The organism is Bdellovibrio bacteriovorus (assembly GCF_001592735.1).
Lineage (GTDB): Bacteria > Bdellovibrionota > Bdellovibrionia > Bdellovibrionales > Bdellovibrionaceae > Bdellovibrio > Bdellovibrio bacteriovorus_D.
In genome coordinates this window covers 1,947,626-1,965,103 of record NZ_LUKE01000001.1, presented here as the reverse complement: position 1 = coordinate 1,965,103, position 17,478 = coordinate 1,947,626, and the positions used below count along the sequence as shown (strand labels likewise).

21 protein-coding genes are annotated in these 17,478 nt (G+C 45.6%); 8 read left to right on the top strand and 13 right to left on the bottom strand.

The features are described from left to right. Positions 1-10 precede the first annotated feature (10 nt). From AZI86_RS09595 to AZI86_RS09585, 3 genes are read left to right on the top strand one after another with little or no spacing between them, the layout of a single operon-like run. Positions 11-310 (top strand): hypothetical protein, encoded by a 300-nt coding sequence (locus tag AZI86_RS09595; RefSeq protein WP_061834824.1) that lies wholly within the window; start codon positions 11-13, stop codon positions 308-310. After that, positions 310-1,209: an SAM-dependent methyltransferase gene (locus AZI86_RS09590; protein WP_061834823.1), complete on the top strand. Its 900-nt coding sequence runs from the start codon at positions 310-312 to the stop codon at positions 1,207-1,209. Before AZI86_RS09595 ends, AZI86_RS09590 begins: the two co-directional genes overlap by 1 nt. Further along, complete coding sequence (locus AZI86_RS09585) at positions 1,185-1,868, top strand: flagellar brake protein (protein ID WP_061834822.1); 684 nt, start codon at positions 1,185-1,187, stop codon at positions 1,866-1,868. Before AZI86_RS09590 ends, AZI86_RS09585 begins: the two co-directional genes overlap by 25 nt. A 13-nt stretch (positions 1,869-1,881) precedes the next feature. On the opposite strand, the gene AZI86_RS09580 is transcribed toward AZI86_RS09585, so the two are convergent. Then, positions 1,882-2,577: a hypothetical protein gene (locus AZI86_RS09580; protein ID WP_061835133.1), complete on the bottom strand. Its 696-nt coding sequence runs from the start codon at positions 2,575-2,577 to the stop codon at positions 1,882-1,884. 157 nt (positions 2,578-2,734) lie between these two features. Between AZI86_RS09580 and AZI86_RS09575 the strand changes: the two genes are divergently transcribed. Next, entirely contained in the window at positions 2,735-3,394 is a 660-nt protein-coding gene (locus AZI86_RS09575; protein WP_061834821.1) for a hypothetical protein, read from the top strand. Here AZI86_RS09575 and smpB read toward each other — a convergent pair. The 6 genes from smpB to pal are packed head-to-tail and all read right to left on the bottom strand — an operon-like array spanning position 3,339 to position 7,168. Next, the gene (smpB, locus tag AZI86_RS09570) at positions 3,339-3,797 is read right to left on the bottom strand and encodes an SsrA-binding protein SmpB (RefSeq protein ID WP_437340124.1); all 459 of its coding nucleotides are present in this window, start codon (positions 3,795-3,797) and stop codon (positions 3,339-3,341) included. The two genes, AZI86_RS09575 and smpB, sit on opposite strands and share 56 nt — an antisense overlap. Beyond that, positions 3,794-4,618 carry a 16S rRNA (adenine(1518)-N(6)/adenine(1519)-N(6))-dimethyltransferase RsmA gene (rsmA, locus tag AZI86_RS09565; protein ID WP_061834819.1) on the bottom strand — a complete coding sequence of 275 codons (825 nt, stop codon included), beginning with the start codon at positions 4,616-4,618 and terminating at the stop codon, positions 3,794-3,796. The genes smpB and rsmA overlap by 4 nt, the downstream gene beginning before the upstream one ends. Continuing rightward, positions 4,615-5,649, bottom strand: a complete 1,035-nt coding sequence (tsaD, locus tag AZI86_RS09560; RefSeq protein WP_172798006.1) for a tRNA (adenosine(37)-N6)-threonylcarbamoyltransferase complex transferase subunit TsaD — start codon at positions 5,647-5,649, stop codon at positions 4,615-4,617. Before tsaD ends, rsmA begins: the two co-directional genes overlap by 4 nt. Positions 5,650-5,655: 6 nt before the next feature. Continuing rightward, a complete protein-coding gene (locus AZI86_RS09555) occupies positions 5,656-6,339 on the bottom strand; it encodes a tetratricopeptide repeat protein (RefSeq protein ID WP_061834817.1) in 684 nt (227 codons plus the stop codon). Then, a complete protein-coding gene (locus AZI86_RS09550) occupies positions 6,336-6,647 on the bottom strand; it encodes a DUF4398 domain-containing protein (protein WP_061834816.1) in 312 nt (103 codons plus the stop codon). The genes AZI86_RS09555 and AZI86_RS09550 overlap by 4 nt, the downstream gene beginning before the upstream one ends. A gap of 23 nt (positions 6,648-6,670) precedes the next feature. Then, positions 6,671-7,168, bottom strand: coding sequence for a peptidoglycan-associated lipoprotein Pal (gene pal, locus AZI86_RS09545; protein ID WP_061834815.1), 498 nt, complete (start codon positions 7,166-7,168; stop codon positions 6,671-6,673). 120 nt (positions 7,169-7,288) lie between these two features. On the opposite strand from pal, the gene AZI86_RS09540 reads away from it, so the two are divergent. From AZI86_RS09540 to AZI86_RS09530, 3 genes are all read left to right on the top strand, one after another. Then, a complete protein-coding gene (locus AZI86_RS09540; protein WP_061834814.1) occupies positions 7,289-10,219 on the top strand; it encodes a PD40 domain-containing protein in 2,931 nt (976 codons plus the stop codon). Between the two features lie 109 nt (positions 10,220-10,328). Beyond that, the gene (locus AZI86_RS09535) at positions 10,329-10,841 is read left to right on the top strand and encodes a hypothetical protein (RefSeq protein ID WP_061834813.1); all 513 of its coding nucleotides are present in this window, start codon (positions 10,329-10,331) and stop codon (positions 10,839-10,841) included. Between the two features lie 78 nt (positions 10,842-10,919). Continuing rightward, the gene (locus tag AZI86_RS09530; protein WP_061834812.1) at positions 10,920-11,951 is read left to right on the top strand and encodes a DNA topoisomerase IB; all 1,032 of its coding nucleotides are present in this window, start codon (positions 10,920-10,922) and stop codon (positions 11,949-11,951) included. Between the two features lie 50 nt (positions 11,952-12,001). Here the strand turns inward: AZI86_RS09530 and AZI86_RS09525 are convergent, their stop codons facing one another. From AZI86_RS09525 to AZI86_RS09515, 3 genes are all read right to left on the bottom strand, one after another. Beyond that, positions 12,002-12,580: a hypothetical protein gene (locus tag AZI86_RS09525; protein ID WP_061834811.1), complete on the bottom strand. Its 579-nt coding sequence runs from the start codon at positions 12,578-12,580 to the stop codon at positions 12,002-12,004. A gap of 81 nt (positions 12,581-12,661) precedes the next feature. Further along, the gene (locus AZI86_RS09520; protein ID WP_061834810.1) at positions 12,662-12,898 is read right to left on the bottom strand and encodes a hypothetical protein; all 237 of its coding nucleotides are present in this window, start codon (positions 12,896-12,898) and stop codon (positions 12,662-12,664) included. Further along, complete coding sequence (locus AZI86_RS09515; RefSeq protein WP_061834809.1) at positions 12,899-13,813, bottom strand: DUF2802 domain-containing protein; 915 nt, start codon at positions 13,811-13,813, stop codon at positions 12,899-12,901. A gap of 161 nt (positions 13,814-13,974) precedes the next feature. Between AZI86_RS09515 and AZI86_RS09510 the strand changes: the two genes are divergently transcribed. Continuing rightward, positions 13,975-15,255 carry a hypothetical protein gene (locus AZI86_RS09510; RefSeq protein ID WP_081111829.1) on the top strand — a complete coding sequence of 427 codons (1,281 nt, stop codon included), beginning with the start codon at positions 13,975-13,977 and terminating at the stop codon, positions 15,253-15,255. A gap of 57 nt (positions 15,256-15,312) precedes the next feature. On the opposite strand, the gene AZI86_RS09505 is transcribed toward AZI86_RS09510, so the two are convergent. Genes AZI86_RS09505 through AZI86_RS09495 form a run of 3 tightly spaced genes read right to left on the bottom strand, consistent with a single transcriptional unit; the run spans position 15,313 to position 17,466 of the window. Beyond that, positions 15,313-15,966, bottom strand: coding sequence for a response regulator transcription factor (locus AZI86_RS09505; RefSeq protein ID WP_061834807.1), 654 nt, complete (start codon positions 15,964-15,966; stop codon positions 15,313-15,315). 9 nt (positions 15,967-15,975) lie between these two features. Beyond that, positions 15,976-17,034, bottom strand: a complete 1,059-nt coding sequence (locus AZI86_RS09500; protein WP_061834806.1) for a hypothetical protein — start codon at positions 17,032-17,034, stop codon at positions 15,976-15,978. Between the two features lie 21 nt (positions 17,035-17,055). After that, the gene (locus AZI86_RS09495) at positions 17,056-17,466 is read right to left on the bottom strand and encodes a CC0125/CC1285 family lipoprotein (RefSeq protein ID WP_061834805.1); all 411 of its coding nucleotides are present in this window, start codon (positions 17,464-17,466) and stop codon (positions 17,056-17,058) included. Between the last annotated feature and the right edge of the window lie 12 nt (positions 17,467-17,478).

Below are 17,478 nucleotides of genomic sequence, written 5' to 3'. Positions count from 1 at the left end.
GAGTCTCATAATGAGTCAATACGATGTACCTAATCTCTATAGCTTTCTTCATCAAACTCCGGAAGCCGGCCTGCGCAAAATGCTTGTCGATAACAAGCCTTTTTCTGAAGTTCACTTCAATCTGATGATGAAAGTGGTTAGAGCTTGCAACGAAGCTCAATTTACTGAGCACTTTGAAAAGCAAGATTTTCCGAAATGTAAATTCAACCCGAATGAAATCAAATTGAAAGAAAAATTTTGGGGGGATGCGATCACTTGTTGGAACAGTCGTGGACTTCTGACTCCAGCTGTGGCAACTAAAGCCGCATAGTGATTGGTTATTTAACAAACGAACAATTTCTTCCCGAACTCAAAGCGGAACTGAAAAACATCCGCGCCACCTATGGTGGGCTGGTTCTAACCGATGGGCCCTTACAGACCTCTGTGTGGGCCCAAAACATTTGGCTGAATCCCGAAATCATTTCTTTTGAATCCGTCTCTCAAGCCGGAAAAGCCCTTAAGGAACGTGGCAAATTGTGGGCGGTCTATAGCACCGATCAACATCGCCGCGCTCAACTGATTCAAGATCAGCTTTTAAAAGTGAAACCTCGAGTGATGAATTTCTTGGGTCCCTTACCGGATATGCCTATCGGCGCCTGGACCCTCATTGATAAAAACACTCTGATTGCTTCTTCAGAAACCAACTCATTATTTCCATTAGGGGAAGTTCGGTTCAACGAAGACAAAAAGAACCCGCCTTCGCGGGCTTACCTCAAGCTTTGGGAGTTGTTTACGGTTTATGGAATCAAACCAAAACCCGGCGAACGTGTCGTGGATTTTGGTAGCTGTCCCGGTGGATGGACATGGGTGCTGCAACAAGTGGGTTGCCATGTGGTTAGTATTGACCGAGCTCCTTTGGAACCTCATATCGCCGCGCTTCCGCGGGTCGAATTTAAAAAGACCAATGCCTTTAATGTAAAGCCTGAGGACATCGGGGCCATTGATTGGTTCTTTTCCGATATTATCTGCTACCCCGAAAAGCTTTTAGAACTTGTTCAGACCTGGCAAAGTTCAGGACTTTGCCGAAACTTCGTTTGTACGATAAAATTTCAAGGTAAGACGGATTTTGAAACTCTTAGAAAGTTTCAAGATTTGCCGAACTCGCACGTACAACATTTGTATCACAACAAACACGAGGTCACGGTTTGGATCAGGACATCTTCACCTTAATCAAAGATGATAAAGACAAAATCAAATTGTGGGTTGATCTTGGCGCCTCTAAGGGCGAATTGATCTGTAAAGGCAAAGACGATGCCCTTTGCAAAGTGCGGGTGAGCTTTTTTAATGCGGCTACCGAATCCTTACAAGGGGAATTTGAAGGCGCTACCATCATGGGCAATGGCGAAGAATATCTGGGTCACTTCTTTTTGGGTGGAGAAAAATATTACTTTCAAGCCAAAGCCGTTGTCGCCGCAAACTTTTTGACGATAAAAATCCCGGATGAGCTTTATCACCTGCAACGCCGCCAGAACTATCGGGTGCGTTTGCCAGAAATTTATCCAGCCTATTACAACATCATTCAGGTGAACTCAAAGCCCGAAAAGATCACGGGCCGCTTGGCCGACTTAAGCAGCCAAGGCTGCCGCGTGGTGTACCGTATGGATGCGCCCTTGATGAAATCTGGCGATAAGGTGATTGGACAATTGGTGATTGGGCAGCGTGCACCTATCGAAGTTCATGGCGTCGTTCGCCATATTAAAACTCACGAAGGTTCCAAAGTTGTGCAAACTTTTGGTATTGAGTTTTCACCCTTGCCAAATATCTTAGAAAACAAACTCTTTGCCATCACCATGGAACTGCACAAAGAGCTCTTCAAACGCCCGACTTAATAGGCCACGCCGCCTACTGCCCCTGGCTTTCTAAGTAAGTCGGTGACTGCTTACGGATCGCTTCGTATTCCGCATCGACGCTTTTTTGCATCTGGCGTTGTTTTTCTTCGGCCTGCTTTTTCAAATCGGCACGAGCTTTTTTATCTTCGTCATAACGTTTGATGTAATCGCGATGAAGCTGATTGAATTCATCGGTTTTAGCTCGAATATAATCATCGAAATTTTTACGTTTATCGCGCATGTCAGATTCAAACTCATCGCGTTTTTGCTGTTGTTCAGAGTTAAATTCACGGCGCTCTGAATCCAGTCGATTGTAAAAATCCGATCTTTCATCGGCGGTCTTTTTCTGTCCGGCAAAACTCGTGCGCGCCGATGTTTGCTGACGAGAAAATTCTTCTCTTTTTGCTTTGATGTCGCTGCTGAATTTCTCGCGCGTCTTAGTCATGTCTTTGCTAAACAGTTCGCGCTTCTTAGTCAAAATCCGCGTAAACTGATTGCGCACATCCATGGGTGTTCGGGATAGGTCCGACATCATTTCGGCCATAAAGGCCTTTTCGTCATTATCGCGACGAACTTCTTCAGGGATTTCTTTACGCAAGTTCGCTAAGGCCTCGCGGTCTTGTTTTAAAGAATACTTTTCATCCACCAGGGGAGCGTCTGGGCCAGATCTCCCGGTCGCGCAGCCGATGGCCAGCATTGATGTCATCATCACCATACATAGGCCAAGGGCTCCGGACTTTTGTCTTCTTGTATTTTGGCTTTTGGACCAAGAGGTCTGGCATGAAAGTGGTAACATCGGGGTGTTCTCCTATCATTTTGAGAATAATTGGACTCCGCTCAAAACACAACCCGCCGATAAGAGGCTTATGTTATACGGACGCAGAGTGATTGAACCTCAAAGAGTACCTCACGGATTAAAACCCCGTCGCTTTATATTAAGCGCCAGCTTTCAATATAAATACTCTTGGTACATGATCACCGCCGTGGCCGGGGCTGCGTTATTATTCTTATTGCCGTCGTTTTATTTTATCAATCAGAACTATGAGCTGTTTAAAAGTCTAGCCTACGACACTCATCCGCATTTAATTCAGCACTTAGAACGTGAAATCACATGGTTAAAAGTCTTTTTGGGCGCCAGCGTGATCTTTCTAAGCGGCGTCACCTTATTTTTAAGTTTACGCATGACCAAGAATCTGATTTCTCCCTTAGTAAGTATGGAGCGTCACATGCATCAACTGATGCTAGGGCAATGGCACATCCCTGATTATCATCTCCCTGAAGAGGATGATTTCCGGGATCTGTCGATGACTTACGACTATTTTTATCGCGCGCTTAAAGCCAACACTGAAACTGAGTTAAAACTTTTAGAAAAGCTCAGTATTGATCCGCAAAATCGTGAAGCTTATGCCGCGTGGAAACATCTGCTAGCAGAAAAACGTTCGCGCCTTGGTATTAAAGAAGAATTTATGACTAACGAGAGCGTCGTAAATTTGAACGAATTTGATCAGAAACGTCGCGTTTCTTAATCGCCTCACGTTTGTCGTGAGTTTTTTTACCCTTCACCAAAGCAATTTCTAATTTCGCGCGTCCCTGTTTAAAATAAATTTTTAGAGGCACGCACGAATAACCTTTTTCACGAAGAGCCCCGTAAATTTCATCAAGCTCTTTGCGATTTAATAACAGCTTTCTTAAGCGTTCCGGCACGTGATTATTATAACTAGAAGCTTTGTATTCGGCGATGTGGGCATTTTGCAAAAAAGCTTCATCCCCGCGAAAGGCGATATAGGAATCTTTCAACACAACATCTTTGGCACGAAGCGATTTCACCTCACTGCCCGTCAGCACCAACCCTGCTTCGAAGGTTTCAACGATCGTGTAATCGAATCGTGCTTTTTTGTTTTCTTGAATGATCAAGATGTTGCTCATTATTCAAACCCGAATTTCTTATAAAGCTCTACAAACTGTGGAGGGCTGAGCTCTTCCGCGCGGACGGTTTCTTTAAAGCCCATGTCGGCCAGCCAACCAACCATTTGTTCTTCAGTTAGCTGCTTTTGCTTTAAAAGACCAGATAAATTTGATTTCAGAAGCTTTCGTCTTTGGGCAAAGGCGGTTTTAACAAAGGTTAAGAACTGCGGACGCTTTTTAATCTCTGTCGGGATTCTTGAAAACGATAAAACTCGGCTAGCCACACGCGGAGGGGGTTTAAAATCACCGGGCCCGGCTTCGCTGACTAAAGCGGTATTCCAGAAAGTTTGTGCGATCACACTCAGTAACCCGTAATGCTCCGACTTTGCAGGCCCGCGGATTCTTTGCGCCACTTCTTTTTGGAACATCAAAACCATGTGCTCAATACCGTAATCTTCCATCGAACGATCAATCACGATGCTTGATGAAATCTGATACGGCAGATTACTGACAAAAACCGTTTTTTTATCAGAATAAAACTGATTCCAATCGAGCTTTAAAGCATCTTCTTCTAAAACCGGCAAACCCTTACCACGCCAGTATTCGGCAATCACGTGATCTAGTTCAATCACGGTCAAAGGCACATTCATTTGTTGCAAGAAATAAGTCAAAGCCCCAGGGCCTGGCCCCACTTCGATTAAAACTTCGGGCTTAAATTCTTTGACTTGATTGATGATCTTTTCAATCACCGTATCGCTGACTAAGAAATTTTGACCCAAAGATTTTTTGGCTAAAATTCCTAATTCGTCTAAGGCTTGCGCTAAACGCTTGCTGGATTCGCTCATTTAAAGTCCGTCGTCAATGCTTGCGGTGAAGGACCTAAATCCATCGCCGAAGTTTCCCCTTGGGCCATTCTTAATACACCGGCGTAACCAATCATAGCCGCATTGTCGGTGCAATAACGAATCGGCGGCACAACCAGGGTCAAACCTTTTTCGGCCGCCCATTTTTCCGCCCGCGCACGCAAGCGAGAATTCGCACTGACTCCACCGGTCAAGATCACACGCTTAGCGCGATACACTTTAGCGGCTCGGTCCAACTTGGCAATAAGAACATCGACGATGGCTTCTTGAAAAGAGGCGCATAAGTCTGGCAACTGTTCTTGCACCAATTCTGGACCCAACTGCTCAAGCATTCTTTGGCCTGAGGCTTTAAGACCTGAAAAACTCATATCGAAAGTGTCGTCATGAATCATGCTGCGAGGAAATTCAAAGGCTTCCGGGTTTCCGGTTTTTGCTAATTGATCTACGCGCACACCACCTGGAAAACCAAGGCCTGCCATTTTAGCAAACTTATCAAAGCATTCCCCGGCAGCGTCGTCTCTTGTCGCCCCTAACACTTTGTAATCACCTAAACCTTTAATTTGATAAAGACTGGTGTGCCCCCCACTGATCGCTAAGCCTACATACGGATAACCAAAATCTTCCGGAGGAGAATACTGACTGTCTTTTAAAAATGGCGCCAGCAAATGGCCTTCAAGATGATTCACACCTAAGAAAGGAATTTTTTTAGCTTGCGAAAGTGATTTAGCAGTCACCAAACCCACAATCAAAGCCCCGATCAAACCCGGGCGATTCGTGACCGCAATCCCGTGAATATCTGACCAAGACATGCCGGCTTTTTTAAAGGCTTCTTCAATTAAAGGGATCAACGCAATGGAATGATTTCTTGCCGCGATTTCGGGAACAATGCCCCCGTAAAGTTCATGTTCTAAATCTTGAGAGGCCGCAACCACCGAATGCACCCAGCCACTGCGATCCACGATCGCAACGGAAGTGTCATCACAGCTGGTTTCAATGGCGAGAACTCTTTCAATCACTGATTATTTCTTACCTACGCTTTTTAGGCGGATACGAGCACGACGAGCTTCTTCAGATTTTGGGAACTTGGCTACGACTTCATCGTAAAAAGTTTTAGCTTCGTCTTTCATGCCCAACTCTTGGAATGCGACTCCGATTTTGTAAGTGGAATCTGCAAACTTTTTCCCTTTCGGGTATTCATCACGATATTTTTGGTATTGCAAGATGGCTTGTTTCCAATCCTTCTTTTCAAAGGCTTCCTCACCTTGCTCATGGAAATCTTTACGTGCTGCTTGTGCTGCTTTTGCGGCTTGCTGACCTTGGGCGGCCATTTTTTCCGCTTTCAAACCTTGGACTTCGGCATTCAAAGCTAAAAGATCACGCTCTAACTTGCCCATCGCTTCTTGCAAAATGGCAACGCGCTGACCGACTTCCATATTTTGTTGTTGTGAATTTTTAAGTGCGTTTTCCATGCCCGCACTGCCTTTACCGACATTGTTTTCCACCACATCCACGCGGCCATTTAATTCACGGATTTGAGATTCCAGATCAGAAAAGCGATTGCCGACGTCCGCATTGGATCTTTGCAAAGTCACCACCTGCTGTTGCATGGTACTGCGTTGTTCACCTTCTTTAACTTCGTTGCGAGTTTTTAAGCAACCCGTCATAAAAAGAACTACAGCTGATAGCAAGATCACTAACTTCATAATACGTCTCCCGTTCTTTGACGGATTAGTCGCGCCGAATTTTCTGCCTTTTCCGCAGCCATACGCGCTCTTACAAATTGTTCTTTAGCTTTTTGGAAATCGCGATCTTCGTAATAGATGCGACCTTTGCGGTAAGCTTCTTCAGCTTGATGCCAGTATCCTGGGGAATGGCGAGCCGCCTGAACAGAACGAGCCGCCTCAACGGCAGCTCGTGCTAAGGAATAATCCTCAATAGGTGCCGGTACAGTCTGACAGCTGACAATCACCGAGAGTAAAATCGCTCCGAGAGTTGGCTGTAAGAATCTCATCCACACCTTTCTGGCTTAAAAGACTACTGAGCAGGTACGAAGTTTGCGCGGCGGTTTTTCGCCCAAGCAGCTTCATTGTCGCCTGACTCAAGTGGTTTTTCTTTACCGTAGCTGATAACGCTTAAGCGATCAGCAGCAACGCCAAGGCTTACCATGTAAGCTTTCACTGCGTTTGCACGACGCTCACCTAGAGCTACGTTGTACTCGATAGTACCACGGTTGTCACAGTGACCTTCAATTTGAACTTTAGCCGCTGGATTAGATTTCATCCACTGGACGTTCGTCGCGATATCTTGTTTCGCTTTAGAATCAAGATTCGATTTGTCGTAACCGAAGTGAACAGTTACTAAACCCGCGATTTGACCAGAGTCAGAACCCAACGGATTGTATGTTGAAGTATCAATCGCTGCTTGGCCACCTGTTGGCAAAGTTTCGATGGATTGATCTGATTGAGATTGTTTACCCTTACAACCAGCAACCATTGCGCAGGCTACAAGACCAAGAGCTAATTTACGAAGCATGATGTCCTCCTAGGAAGTTCCTTAAATTATCATTAGCTAAAAACTTTAATTTATAGCGGCTCATTGTCAAACCTTAGATGTTCTAATTGATGTTGCGATGCTGTAAGGCTAAAAGGGTTTATGAAAAAATCATTGGTTTCGGCAGCACTTTTCACTTTCTTAATTTCCCTTTCTTCATTCGCTCAACTCGAGGTTCGACCGCAAATTAGATGGAAAACTCTGCACACGCCGCATTTCGAAGTTATCTATAATGCTGAGCAGCAGGCGTTGGGCAAAATTTATGCAGAAAAGCTGGAAAAAGCTTACCTAGAGCTGCGTTTGTACTTTCCAACCATGCGCGAAAAGACCGTGGTTGTTATCAACGACAAAACCGACATTACTAACGGCTATGCAACACGCATCCCTTATCCTCACATCATGGCCTTCCCCGTCCTTCCCGGGCCTGAAGACAGCTTGGCTGATACGGGTGATTGGGCTTTTGAACTTTTAGCCCATGAGTACACACATATCCTGACGTTTGAGCCCGCGAGTGGCGTGATGCGTCCGCTGCGCGCGATTTTCGGTAATATTATCGCCCCTAACATGCTTTTACCGCGCTGGTGGACCGAAGGGTTGGCGGTGGATATGGAAACCCGCTTAGGAGATCACGGTCGTTTGCGCTCTTATTATCAAGACGCCACGATTCGCGCGATGGTGGATAAAGAAACTTTTCGCAGTCATAGCATTGCTCAGGCCAACGAGCAGATTCCGACATGGCCTGAAGGCATGCGACCTTATTTGTTTGGCTCTTTGATGTGGAGTCAGATGATCGCTGACACCAACGTCGATGTGGTCGGAAAGCTCAATGAGCGCCAGGGCCGTCGAGTTCCGTATTTTATAGAAACCCCGGCCCGAGAGTATTTAGGTGGCTACGATTATTCCAGCAAATATCAAATCATGCTTGATGAGGTCAGTTTACGCGCGCGCAAACAAATTCAAGCGCTTAAGATGGCGGCCGTCACTCCGGTGATCGTTCCAAAAAATAATTTCATGTCCGTCACCGCCCCGGCGATTTCTCCGGATGGTAAACACTTGGCCGTCGTGGTGGAAGACGATGCGAATAAGCGTTCCATTAAGATTATCTCTAAAGAAAATGACCAGCAAAGTTTTCTAGAAGCTAAAAGTGCCGACACCGTAGAAAAATTCGATGAAGCCTTTTCCCGAGAGCTTTTGCGTGACGGCCCTCCGTCTGGTGGTATTCAACGTATCAGTTGGTTCCCAAACTCTAAAAAATTCGTTTACGACAAAATTGATTACACCAACCGCATTGAGCGCTTTTCAGATCTTTATGTTTACGCTTTAGAAAAAGAAGAAATTAAACGCCTGACGACGGGCTTGCGTGGACGTGAACCCGCAGTTTCGGCAGACGGAAACAAAATCGTCTTTGTAAAACTTGAAGGTGGCAAAACCCATCTGGCAGAGCTTTCCATCGCGAATCCTGAAAAACAAAGCCTTCTTTTCAGTGCCGATTGGCAAGAGCGAATTTCTTATCCGATCTATAGCGATGACGACACCATCTTGTACTCCCTGCGCCGTCATGGAAATGATGAACTTTACCGCTTCACTATTTCCAGCAAGTCTAATGAAAGACTATTTTCTGAATACAAGGACATTCGCTTTGTTAAAAACACGACTGAAGGGCTGCTTTTCACTTCCGGAAAAAGTGGCGTGCTAAATCTTTATCTCGCGGATAAAGATCTAAAATCAGCTCGCCCGGTTTCAAATACTTTGACGGCTCTTTTCACCGCCGACATGGATCCGGTTCGTAAAGAGATTTTTGCGACACAAATGACCGAAGAAGGCCCCCGCGTCGTGGCCCTTTTGCCGAAGGACTGGCAGAAAACTCAAAACCGTCTTCCCGAAATCACTCCGCTGATGGCGGATCGCTATCAAGCCCCGGACACTTCGAAGTCCGAGGCCGAAGCCAAGGCGGCAGTGCAATCGGCCACCGAAAAAGATTATTCTCCGTATGGGTATTTATGGCCTCAATACTGGTTGCCATTTATTTCTGGATCCACCACGGAAAATGGCGTGATTCTTTCCGCACAAACTTCGGGATTTGATCCATTAAAAAAACACTCGTACACCCTGTTAGGAACGTGGGATACAGGCTTAGATAAAGGCAGTGTAGATGGATTTTACATGAATCAAACCACGTCGTTGCCGGTTTTGTTACTTGCCGCGAATCGCAATTCTTATTTGGGAACACCCGATTACCAAATCACCGACGTTTCTGGAACTTTGGCGGCGTTGCCAGATGTTTTTTGGATTTCAAAATACGCCAGTCTGCAATTGGGTTGGAATTATCTGCAGCGAGAAAATCCAACGACCACCGTTAAAAGAACCGGTCCTTATTTTATGTACAATCACAGCAATTATTCTAAATCGGGCGCGCAGATTTCACCGGAATCTGGCAGTGGATTTTACCTCGGGGCTTATAACTTTATTGAGCAGGAAGGTTATTTAAATCATTCGCGATTCTTAGCCGGTGGTGAACTTTATCTTTCAAAATATCTGCCTAAAAATCATTCGTTGATGTTCCGTCTTAATGGGGTTTATACGCCTGAAGTGATCGCGCCCATTTACGGGGTCGCAACAGAGTCCGTGGTCTATGTACCCGACACTCCTTTGCCCGAATATATTTTGCGTGGATATTCACGAGGACAAATCTTCGGTCGCAACCTAGCGGCCGCAACTGCCGAATATCGCTTCCCCATTGCCAGTATTTATCGCGGTTCGGGCACGGACCCGATCTTTTTACGTCGTTTTTCAGGAGCCTTGATCACCGACGCAGTCGCCGCCGATGGACGTTTTTATAATGAAGACGAAAGAGCCTATGAAGTTATTAATATGCACCGCACTTTCTTAAGCTCGGGCGTGGAATTAAAAACCGAAACCACTATTGGTTACGTCATCCCGGTCAGTTTTGTTCTGGGATATTATGTGGCATTCAATCAACCTGCTGGAAACGAAGGGGCTTTTGCCTTAAGCTTGCAGCTAGTCGGATTCTAGCTGTCTAGATCTTGATCTATTGCGGCGAGCCAAACCCGGCGCTCTTGACAAAGCAGGAGCCCCTCGAAATTATTGAAGATATCGGCAACAAGAAGCGTCAGGGGGGATCATGGAAAAAGTCAGCTGGATTAAAGATCTGGTAAAAGCTGAACAGCAGATGGAAGAGTCCGGTCTTGTCGACATGACTTTCGGATTTGATTCAGAAAGAGTTCTGGTCAATGAGTCCGTCCAATTCTTGTTGGCACTAAAAACGGAATTCGTCGACGCCTCAACTTCATTTAACGAGTTGAAGTCTTCAGCTCTTGGCCGCATTAAAATTTACGGTATCGCGAAAACTCACGCAGATTTCATGCTTTTCCGTAACGGCTTTAAAATGATTTTTTCTTTAAAAGCTCCGGGCCAAATCAGCATCCGTTTTAACTTCATTGGTACCAATTATATTCCAGCACCAGGATCTTTGGATTCTGCCCAAACAACGACGACCGTCATGGATGAACACATCCTTGAAGCCAAATGGGGCGCGTTTGGAGAAATCATTTGGACTTACCAAGGTCTTCCAGCGAAGTTGGAATACATGGTTCGCCATTACATGACTTTGTTCATTAAAGAGAGCTCTAAATAGTCTTTTAAGCCCACACAATCTTTGTGTTTCTTGCCATGCGGACTGGGAAATTCTGTCCGCATGTTTATATATAAACCTATGAGTGAGAAAAACCGCGGCGAAGCTAAAAAAATAGGTCTTAAATACGTCACTGATAAAGAGCCGGGCTATACTCGGAAACGCACGCGCCATGGTTTTGATTATTTCAACTCTGCAGGAAAAAAGATCACCGCCGCGAAAACTCTTTTAAGAATTGAATCGCTGGTTATTCCTCCGGCCTGGGAAAAGGTGTGGATTTGCAGCTCTCCTTCCGGTCATTTGCAATGCACTGGTTACGATATTAAAAAGCGCAAACAGTATTTATATCATCCCGACTGGAGTTCCCAGCGCAATGAAACTAAGTTCGATAAGCTGATTCAGTTCGGAAAATTACTTCCCCGCATTCGCCAGCGGATCAAAAAAGACTTGGCGAAAAAAAAGTTCACCAAAGAAAAAGTGTTAGCAGGAATTGTGGCCCTGATGCAATCCACGCGCATCCGCATCGGCAATGACTTTTACGCCGAAACCAACGATTCTTACGGACTGACAACCATGCGCAATCGCCATGTGAAAGTCGAAGGACCCCGCATGCATTTTCGCTTTCGTGGAAAAAGCGGCGTCTTACATGAAATGGATTTAAAGGACAGCACCTTAAGTCGTATCGTAAAGCATTGCCAAGAACTTCCCGGCCAAGAACTTTTCGCCTATGAAGATGAAGAAGGAAAAGTTCATGACATCGGTTCTGAAGATGTTAACAACTACTTAAAATCCATCACCGGCGATCAAATCACAGCCAAGGATTTTCGCACCTGGAGTGGCACGGTGAAGGCTTTAGAAATTCTGATCGGCGATGAGGATCTCCCCAAAGATGCCAAAGAATATTTTAAAACTCGTGAGGTCAGCACGATCAAAGACGTCGCGAAACACTTAGGTAATACCGTGGCGATTTGTCGCAAATATTATGTTCATCCGTTAATATTTAGTGCCGATAAAAAAGGCGATCTTTATAAAACCGCTTGTTCCGTGAAAAGTGTAAGAAAGGGCTTAAGCAAGGAAGAGTGCATCTTGCTCAAGCTTTTGCAGCAAGCTTAGATAAAAAAAGGGAGCCTTCGCTCCCTTTTTTGTTTTTTAATGCGCAATTCTTAGTTGCAGTTAACGTAATCAGAATCCGCACGCAAGTTGCGCATGTACTGAGTCACCGGCGTGTTCGTGGTGCGCTTCAACTCATCAAGATCCCCACGGAATTTGCGGCCCAAGTGATTGATCGCGCTGAAACCGATATATTCAACATCAGAAATTTTTTGATTCGGAGAAACCAAAAACACAAGGTTATAAGTTTTTCCTTTAGAGCTGACTTTTGCAGACACCGCGAAGTAACCATTGCCACGTGCTGTTGCATTTGGATTCACAGAGTAAGAACCGTTTTCACCCGCCAGTTTTTTTAGCTCTGGCATCGCTTTGGTCGCCATGAAAGTCGCTGAAGAACGGCGCATATCCGCCACGCCCGCTTTGTCAGGGCTGCTGACGTAATTGCCCATAAGACGATCCATGATTTGTGAATGCTCAAATGATTGATGGATGATTCGGCAAATTTTTGATGGGCTGCCATCACGAGCGGCATCTAAATCCTGGAAAAAATTTAAAACGCGGTCACTTGCTGGATGGGCGAATGCCAAAGTACTCATAAACAGGCTTACAAAGCCCAATGCTAACGCTTTCATCTATAATCCCCCTTATAGCTTATTAGGTTATTTGCACTACTAATGAGACCTTGGTCTGGGGAAGAAGTGAACAAAAAAAATTTAAATAACGCGCTGAAAAGATCCCGAACCTGAGAAAATTTGAAATTGTAACGGGTCAATGTGGATAACTTGCAAAGAGATCGGCTCCCCTTTGCGAAAGGATTTGCCCGTGTGATTTCCCACTAGCAACAACTCACCTTCAAAATTACACAGAATTTGCGCCGACTGAATTTCCTCAATCGTCGCGCGTAAGATTTGGCCTTTCTTTAATGATTTAAGAAAAGCCCGCGAGGCCATTTATTCTAAATCCTTTGTCATATCAATACGACGAAATGCTACCGGACGAACCACGCCCTCTTTATTTGAATTTAAAGGTTTGGTCTTTGCAATAGGTGCTGCCGTCGGCGTAGCCGCCACGGGCTTTTCCCCTAAAAAGTTTTGCGCGATATTTTGCGTCACACTAAAAAGGGCCGAAACGTTGTTTGCCGTCTGCTGAGCGGCTTCATCTTGCTCTTTCACTTCATTGCAAGCCGCTTTAAAAGCATCGCCTAATTTTTTTAAAGCTTCTTGATCCGTTTTTGGAACTTCAAACACGGCACTGTAATCGGTGCCTTCCCGCTGTAAGGGGGCGGAGAATTTCGTTTCTCCCATTTCGTTGAGTGAAGACACTGAAAACTCTTCCTCTGGAATTTCAGTATTGGCCCATTCCGGCAAGCTTTCCTCACAGAACATCAATTGATCACGGTTCACCTTGGCGATAAACTCGATCTCGCCTCTTGAAAGCTCTGGGCATTCGGCGGCGATTTCTTCAACCCCCATCCCTTGATGAGCCATGCGAGCGGCCTTGACATATTTAATGGTGTTCTGACGTTCTAAAATTTCCTCGTGAGGAATACGGTCTTGGAAAATCTTCGCGACTTCCAAGCTCTTTTCCATGCTTTGATCAATGCGCGCTAATTGCTTATCCGCGGACTGGATTTTATTTTGGATGTCTTTTACTTTTTGTTCTAACAACGAAGTCAGTTGATTGACTTGGGTTTCCGTGCGATCCGACAAGTCTTCTAAGATCGCAATCTTGCTTTGCAGAAGCTGTAAACCTTTGCTTAAGCGCGGATCGTCTTTGGGAGGTCTTTGCAGGCGTATCCAAAGCCCCACCACGCCCGCTAAAAGAATTAGATTCACCAGAATTTGTAATAAGAACCAAAAGCTCACGAGGCCTCCTGCATACGGATAAAGACAGTGTAGCCTGGCGAAGGTCCGTCTCACAATGAGACCATGGTCCTAAAAACTTGGAAGAATGCTGACCTGGACTAAACAGCTCTTTGGGAGACAAAAGGCTGTGTGCTATTCTGCAACAAAGGGAGAGTGGGTATATGTTATTAAAATCTAGAGCGTTGGCTTGCGCCGTGACGGCGTCAATGGCTTTTCTGTCTGCCTGTGGACCCGTAAAGTTTTCATCCTCTTCAGAAGCAGATTTAACTCCAAGTGGAGTGACACCATCACCAACACCTTCTGGATCTCCATCTCCTTCGCCAACGGGATCTCCAAGTCCGTCTCCGACGACTTCGCCAACTCCGACGCTGATCGATAAGCATTTCAATCAAACAATCGCGGCGGCCAATTATAAGTTGGATATCGTGCTTATCATCGACGATTCAAATTCGATGCTGGCGGATAATCAGAAGCTGGCAAACAGACTTTCAAGTTTAGTTACAAAGCTTGAAGCGGCCGGATCCAATATTGATTGGCAAATGTGTGCGACAGTCACCCGCGCAACTCCTTACCAAGGCTCTTGGGCTTGGGGGGCTTCGATTTACTGGCAACCAAACGCCCGTGCTTCAAGTCTAGCTCCAGATACTAGCTTGGGCTATATTCTTAAAAGAGGGACATCGAACCTAGCGAGCATTTTTGCTAATACCATCAATTATATCGATGCGGGTTGGGAGGGTTCGGATGACGAACGCGGTATTAAAGCTGCGTGGAGACACGTTTATAACGGGGACCTTCGTTACAGCGGCAATAGCGGATGTTATCGCACTGATTCCGCAGTAACTTACATTATTATTTCAGATGAAGATGTTCGCAGCGTCGGTGGAGATCCTTCACAGAAGTTTTACCAAGACGAATTGAAAACGCTTGAAGAAGAAGACAAACCACAAGTGTTCGTCGATTATTTCAAGACTGTTTTCGGGGACACTCGTCGTTTCACCGTGAATTCAATCATCGTGAAACCAGGCGATAGCACTTGTAAAGCTTCCCAAGATGCTCAAGGTGCAAAAAGCCATTACGGCTTTAAATATGCCGAGCTTTCAAACCTGACAGGTGGCGGTATCGGAAGTATCTGTGATTCGGACTACACCGCGAACATGGATTTATTCTTCGGTCGCATCAAAGCTTCTTTAAGCTCAGTGAATTTAGAATGTACGCCCTATAACAACGTAGCCACGATCACGATCTCGCCAAATCCGGAGAACTCCGTAGGTTCGGTTCAAGGGGCCAGCATCGTCTTTAGTAAGCCATTATCTAATGGCACAACGATCGACGTTCGATATAAGTGCTTGGATCGCGCGCCAAGTTCTTTCGGTGAAGCGATCAAGGTGGAGCAACCAGGATTCTTTGCTCGCATCGTAAACTTCTTTAAGAACTTGTTCTAAAGTATTAAAGTTTCAAAAATCAAAAACCCAAGGCGAAAACCTTGGGTTTTTTTATTTTTAAACAAGCCCGCGTCGGACCGCTTCACGAACGGCCTCTGCGCGGCTAGAAACATGCAGTTTTTGATAGATGATCTTTACATAACCCGCGACAGTTTGGGGGCTTAAGCCTAAGGTTTGCGCGGCTACGGCGACCGTCATGCCTTTAGAGAGTAAAACCAGGGTTTCCTTTTCGCGAGGGCTTAAATCTGAAGCCTCGGCTTCGACGGATGGTTTTTGAAAGTGAGTTAGCAATCTTCGCGCAATGGCTGGTGATAGAGGTGGTTCATCAGCTTCAATACGGCGAAGCAAACTCTCAATGGTGGCTTGATCATCATCTTTCAGAATGTACCCAAAGGCGCCGGCTTTGAGCGCCTCAAAAAGAAAATGATCATCGTTGTAGATGGTGATGACGACGCATCGAGCGTCAGGCTCTTTTTCTGAAATCAGACGAATCAGATCTACACCTGATCCGTCTGGAAGACCTAAATCTATCAGAGCAAACTGAATTTTGGGCTTTTCTACGAGGTGCTGGCGTAAATGAAAAAATTCAGTGGTCTCACGGACGTCTTTAAGTACCACCGTCTGCAATTGCGGAAACCCAGTTTCAACTAGTTTTTTTAGCGACTCGGCCACTTTAACTTGATCTTCGACGATAACACAAAGAGATCTCATGAACCCAAACTACATCGCATTTCGATAACGCTCAACCACGATGTTTTCTGCTTGATCTAATTCTTTTAGAACCATGTTTTTAAATTTTGCTTCATCTAACACCATGTCGTAGTTGACCCGCCCTCGTGTGCTCACTTGAGTTTCATGAACCTCGGCCCCGGTGGCACCCATAAGAATTCCGCGTGCTTGCTCCCCACTTTTCTTAGCGGCGGCACGTGAGTCATCCACGATCTCTAGCTTTTTAACAAACGGGCCACTGTCGACCATCGTGCTTTTTAGTACCATGGCTCCGCCATCCCATTTTGAGTGATAACTAAAACCACTGCCCGCATAAATTTGAACTTGAGGCGTGAATTGAAGCTCCGCAAAGTCATGCTTTTCGGTGATAGAATAAGGCGTCGCTTCCCCCCCAAAATATCCAAACCCGACACCAAAGTTTGGCAATACGATTGAAAGTTCAGCTTCGCGCGAAAGGGAACTTGCGCCAAACGCCCACATACCTCGATTTAAGCGATTAAACCCTTCACCCGCGTAAGAAATTTGCATTTCATTTGCGACGGCCGCGTCAGCCGACAAACGATCCTTCTCAAAACTTACGGCTTCTGGGTATTTGCCTTTCACTTCACTCCATTCGACAACTTCCGCACCGATTTTTTTAAACTTTTCTTTCAACCGATTGCATGAGGCCGTAGTGATCTCTCTAAGCATTTTATCGTATCTGTCCACGGGCAGCTCAACGCCCATCGTAAGTTCACTCTTGGTACCATCTCCCTTTAAAAGAGCTCCTAATTTGCTACGGTTGACATCATAGACCAAACGCTGAAATTCAACGGTGCAAGTCGGAATGGTCACCTTTTTAAATTCAATGTCAGCACCCACGGACGACCAGGATTTTGCGTAGGACTTTGAGTCTTTTTTAAACTCTTCCTCTGAAAAACCTTTAGGATCCGAAAACATCGTCGTCGCGTTGCCGCCGAAGCCCGCAGACCCCCCGTTGCTCGCGCCTCCGGACGCACAACCATTTAAAACGGCCGCCAATGCAGCACACACTAAAAATTCCTTCTTCATATTCTCCTCCTTGAGACTGGATCATTTTTTTTCTTGAACGCCCTCAGGCAACGGTTCCGCTAATATCGCATTCGCCAGGAAGCCATCTTCACCCACCTCGCCTTTATGCAAGTGGATGGTTCCATACATTGATGGCACTGTTTTTTGATGAGTACGCACATAATCATTGCGGCCTTTGGCATAATAGGTGAACCAATCATAACCCTCACGCACGGTGATTTCGGCGCAACGACGATGCAAAAGTTTTTCCACCATTTCTGCAGTCGAAAAACCGATGCCCGTAAATGAAACACGATATACACGCGGGGCCTGCATTTCTTCGCTGTAGCCTTCGGGATTAGCAAAGCCCGTGGATTGATAAGGGGTGGGTTTTGTCGCGCATGCAATAAGTCCCGCACACAAAAGTGCTTGGGACAGAATGATTCTGATCATTCTTTTTTCCTT